Origin of the sequence: Pseudomonas sp. GM55 (assembly GCF_000282395.1) — a bacterium.
GTDB lineage: Bacteria > Pseudomonadota > Gammaproteobacteria > Pseudomonadales > Pseudomonadaceae > Aquipseudomonas > Aquipseudomonas fluorescens_CC.
The window spans coordinates 1-3,992 of sequence record NZ_AKJJ01000019.1 but is presented as its reverse complement, the minus strand read 5'-3'; the positions used below and the strand labels follow the sequence as shown (position 1 = coordinate 3,992).

The following is a 3,992-nucleotide window of genomic DNA, read 5'->3' as shown; positions in this document are numbered from 1 at the left end:
GGCGGCTACCGCCAGCCAGCTGCCAATCAGTATCGCAATGATCATGGTCAGGCTCATCTGTGCCTCCTCTTTGCCCTGCTGCGGGCACACGCACTTGGCTGTCGTCCGTTTAGAAAACAGTCTAGCCGCTGCTGCATTTCAGACTATTGACCGAAAGTCGGCAGTCACCAACCAGTTCGCTCTATCGAATGCACTGGACTACCGATTAAGGCTATACCGTAGCGGCGCGGCGACCTATGATCGACCACCAAGCCGGGAATGGGGTTGCCTGGCGTCTGAACCTGAACAAGAGAGAGCTGATGGTGCGGGTATTTTCTCGAATTTTGTCGGCCATGCTGATAGCCGGTTGCGTGGCAGGTCTGGCGGGCTGTGCCGGGAGCGTTGCGCCCGAGATCAAGCGATTACCCGAGCGAGTCGAGCTCAGCGGCCGATTCTACCGCGGCGATGCGTATCAAAGCGGGCCGCAGGTGTTGGCCAGCATGCTGTCCCAGCAGGGCATCGTGATCACCCCGGGGTTGCTCGAAAAGCCCTTGCATTTGCCGGGGGGCGAAGCTCAGTTGCAACAGGGCATGCAGAGCCTGGCCCGCGAGTACGGGATGGTCGTTTATCCCCTCGACAGCAACCTCGTGGCCTTGTTGACGCAAGTCGCCGCCGGTTATCCGGTGATGGTGCGCTTTACTGAAGGCTCGGCCATGTGGGCCGAACCGCGTTACGCCATTCTGGCCGGCTACAACCGCCAGAAGCAGACGGTCCTGTTGCGGGCCGGGATGGATCGCCGCGAACTGATGAGCTTCAGCGCCTTCGAGTCGGCGCTCAAGGACGCCGGTGGTTGGGCCGTGTTGATCCTGAATCCGACGCAAATCCCGGCTCAGGTCGATCAGCAACGCTGGCTCAAGGCCGCCAACGATCTGGCTCAGGCCGGTCAGGAGCAGGCCGCCACCAGGGCGAAAAAAGCCTTGGCCGCGCACTAAGTCCGTTTGTCACCCGGCGGGCACCTTCGCCCGTCGCCAGCCTCTTATCCTTATGGGCCCGCAACATTACCGGGCCGAGATCAGGAGGCGCCCATGGCTCATTCCACAACGCCCGTCGGTCCGCACTCGTCCGAACATTCGTCTGGCAATGAGCTGGGTTTCGACCCCGATTCCCCGGACCTTGCCGATCCACAGGTCGACCCCATCGGGCCTGCCAAGGCACCGAGGGACGTGAAACCGGGTGACAACCCCAAGGCTCCGGCAAAGCCCTATGATCCACTGGGTAATCTGAAGCCTTAGGTCCAATGGAGGTGCGTATGTCCACTGATTCCAGTTTCGACGACAAACGTCCGGAAACTGTCCCCACAACCCCCGAACAAAGCACTGATCCGGTGATGGATCCCGACAGCCCGTTGAGGGATCCCTTGGCGCGGCCAACGGTGGTGCCCACTGGGCAGCCGAAGGGGTGGCGAGATCCAAGTACCGGTGACGGCATCCCGGATGACGACCAGATGCCGTTGCCTAACGACTAAACGACTGGCGAAAAAAAGCCCCGTTCGATCGGGGCTTTTCGTGTGTTGCTGTTTCGTTACTTCGAGGCTTCAATCACACCGCTCTGGCGATGCTTGAGGTTCTTGTCCGATTTGTATTGCAGGGCGACCGAAGGCACATCCGCGCTGTGGCCAGTTTCAACCCAGTTACGCATGCGCGTGGCATCGGCAAAGTGGGTGTACTTGCCGTAGGCATCGAGGATCACCAGGGCAACCGGGCGGTTAGCCATCCGGGTCACCAGCACCAGGCAGTGACCGGCTTCGTTGGTGAAACCGGTTTTCGTCAGTTGAATGTCCCAGTCCGGCTTGCGGACCAAATGGTCGGTGTTGCGAAAGCCCAGGCTGTAGTTGGGTTTACGGAACGAGACGGTTTTTTCCTTGGTCGTGCTCAGCTCGGTCAGAAGCGGGTACTTGTGCGCGGCGATCAACAGCTTGCTCAGGTCGCGAGCGGTCGACACGTTGCGCGGGGAGAGACCGGTCGGCTCGACAAAATGCGTGTTGGTCATGCCCAGTGCCCGGGCCTTGGCGTTCATTGCCGCAATGAACGCGGCATAGCCGCCCGGATAGTGGTGCGCCAGAGTCGCGGCGGCGCGGTTTTCCGAGGACATCAAGGCAATCAGCAGCATTTCCCGGCGCGGCAGTTCGCTCCGGAGCTTGACCCGGGAGAACACGCCTTTCATTTCCGGTGTGTCGCTGATGTTGACGTCGATGTATTCGTCCATGTTCTGCCGAGATTCAACCACGACCAGGCCAGTCATCAACTTGCTGACGGAAGCGATCGGCACCACCACGTCAGGATTGCTGGCATAGATGACTTTGTTGGTCTGCATGTCCAGCAGCAAGGAGCTGCCGGAGGCGAGCTTGAGTGTCTTCGTATCTCGCGGCGCTGCGGTGGTCTCGTCAGCACTGGCGATTGGCGTGAGGAAAGTCCCTGTAACTACAAAAAATAGGCTCAGGATGGAAAGACGAATTTTCACGCTGGCAGACTCATAAAGGGTGTTGATAAGCCGTTTTGTAACGGACTGTTTCCTGAAAAGCGCGACATTCTGGAGTATGGCTGAATAACTGTCGATGGTTGTTCAAGTAACAGGCGAAAGTCCTGAGAAACATGAAAAAAAAGTCATTTTCCGGCGGGCGGTCGAAGGTTTTTCGCAGGCAAAAAAACCCCGCCAGGGGCGGGGTTCTTTGACTCGCTACCTGCGTTCGCGTTGAAACCTAGCTGTGCAGGGTTTCAGCGGCGTACAGGGTGTTTTCCAGCAGGCAGGCACGGGTCATCGGGCCAACGCCACCAGGTACCGGAGTGATCCAGCCGGCGCGGGGCAGGGCGGTTTCATAGATCACGTCACCGACCAGCTTGCCGTCGTCCTGGCGGTTGATGCCGACATCGATCACGATCGCACCTTCCTTGATCCACTCGCCCTTGACCAAGCCCGGCTTGCCGGCGGCTACGACAACCAGGTCCGCACGGCCGACATGACCGGCCAGGTCCTTGGTAAAGCGGTGGGTGACCGTCACGGTGCAACCGGCCAACAGCAATTCCATCGCCATTGGGCGGCCAACGATATTGGACGCGCCGACAACCACGGCATTCATCCCGTAGAGATCGGCTCCGGTGCTTTCCAGCAGGGTCATGATGCCTTTGGGGGTGCATGGGCGCAGCAGCGGGATACGCTGGGCCAGACGACCGACGTTATAAGGGTGGAACCCGTCGACGTCCTTATCCGGACGAATGCGCTCCAGCAGTCTGGAGGCGTCCAGGTGTTCGGGAAGCGGAAGCTGAAGCAGAACGCCGTCGATTGCAGGATCATCGTTCAGGCGATCGATCAGCTCGGTCAGCGCTTCTTGAGTGGTTTCGGAAGGCAGGTCATAAGCTTGGGATAGAAAGCCGACCTCTTCACAGTCTTTACGCTTGTGCGAGACATAAACCTGAGAGGCAGGATCGCTGCCGACCAGGATCACCGCAAGGCCGGGCGTGCGCAGGCCTTGCTGGCGACGCTCGGTGACACGTTGGGCGATCTGCTGGCGCAGGCTGGCGGCGATCGATTTGCCGTCGATTAGTTGTGCAGTCATTGCGCGTGATTAACCATCGAGAGGGGAAAAAAAGAGAACGCATTCTCGCATGTCATGCGGTGAGGGCAAAGGCGCTTGGTCTGCAAATTCCCCTAACTCCTTTAATTAAATGAATTTTTTTTAAAAAGGATTTGACGACCTTCGGGGGGCTCTATACTATTCGTCGCACTTGTCGGGCACAGCCTAGCACTGGTTAGGAAGGTTGAGCGGGATTACGATTCTGCGAGACTGGAAAGCACTTAGTTTGTAGTCCTCCAAGGGTACAGCTAACAAGGCGCCCGTAGCTCAGCTGGATAGAGCATCCGCCTTCTAAGCGGATGGTCGCAGGTTCGAGTCCTGCCGGGTGCGCCATTAGGCAGCATTGGCACAAGTAGCGCGATATGGTGGGCGTAGCTCAGTT

At 58.7% G+C, this 3,992-nt stretch carries 5 protein-coding genes and 1 tRNA gene; 4 read left to right on the top strand and 2 right to left on the bottom strand.

Annotated elements, in window-relative coordinates; all coding sequences use genetic code 11:
• Positions 1-236: 236 nt before the first annotated feature.
• The 3 genes from PMI31_RS03345 to PMI31_RS03335 all read left to right on the top strand — a co-directional run bounded on the left by PMI31_RS03345 (position 237) and on the right by PMI31_RS03335 (position 1,504).
• Positions 237-971 (top strand): peptidase C39 family protein, encoded by a 735-nt coding sequence (locus PMI31_RS03345; RefSeq protein ID WP_008016226.1) that lies wholly within the window; start codon positions 237-239, stop codon positions 969-971.
• Positions 972-1,064: 93 nt separating this feature from the next.
• Positions 1,065-1,271, top strand: coding sequence for a DUF6021 family protein (locus PMI31_RS03340; RefSeq protein WP_008016225.1), 207 nt, complete (start codon positions 1,065-1,067; stop codon positions 1,269-1,271).
• A gap of 17 nt (positions 1,272-1,288) precedes the next feature.
• Positions 1,289-1,504: a hypothetical protein gene (locus tag PMI31_RS03335; protein WP_008016224.1), complete on the top strand. Its 216-nt coding sequence runs from the start codon at positions 1,289-1,291 to the stop codon at positions 1,502-1,504.
• A gap of 56 nt (positions 1,505-1,560) precedes the next feature.
• On the opposite strand, the gene pbpG is transcribed toward PMI31_RS03335, so the two are convergent.
• Together pbpG and folD are read right to left on the bottom strand one after the other, a co-directional pair.
• Complete coding sequence (gene pbpG, locus PMI31_RS03330) at positions 1,561-2,499, bottom strand: D-alanyl-D-alanine endopeptidase (protein WP_008016223.1); 939 nt, start codon at positions 2,497-2,499, stop codon at positions 1,561-1,563.
• 238 nt (positions 2,500-2,737) lie between these two features.
• Positions 2,738-3,592: a bifunctional methylenetetrahydrofolate dehydrogenase/methenyltetrahydrofolate cyclohydrolase FolD gene (folD, locus tag PMI31_RS03325; RefSeq protein ID WP_008016222.1), complete on the bottom strand. Its 855-nt coding sequence runs from the start codon at positions 3,590-3,592 to the stop codon at positions 2,738-2,740.
• Positions 3,593-3,866: 274 nt separating this feature from the next.
• On the opposite strand from folD, the gene PMI31_RS03320 reads away from it, so the two are divergent.
• Positions 3,867-3,943: transfer RNA gene (locus tag PMI31_RS03320), tRNA-Arg, on the top strand.
• Positions 3,944-3,992 lie beyond the last annotated feature (49 nt).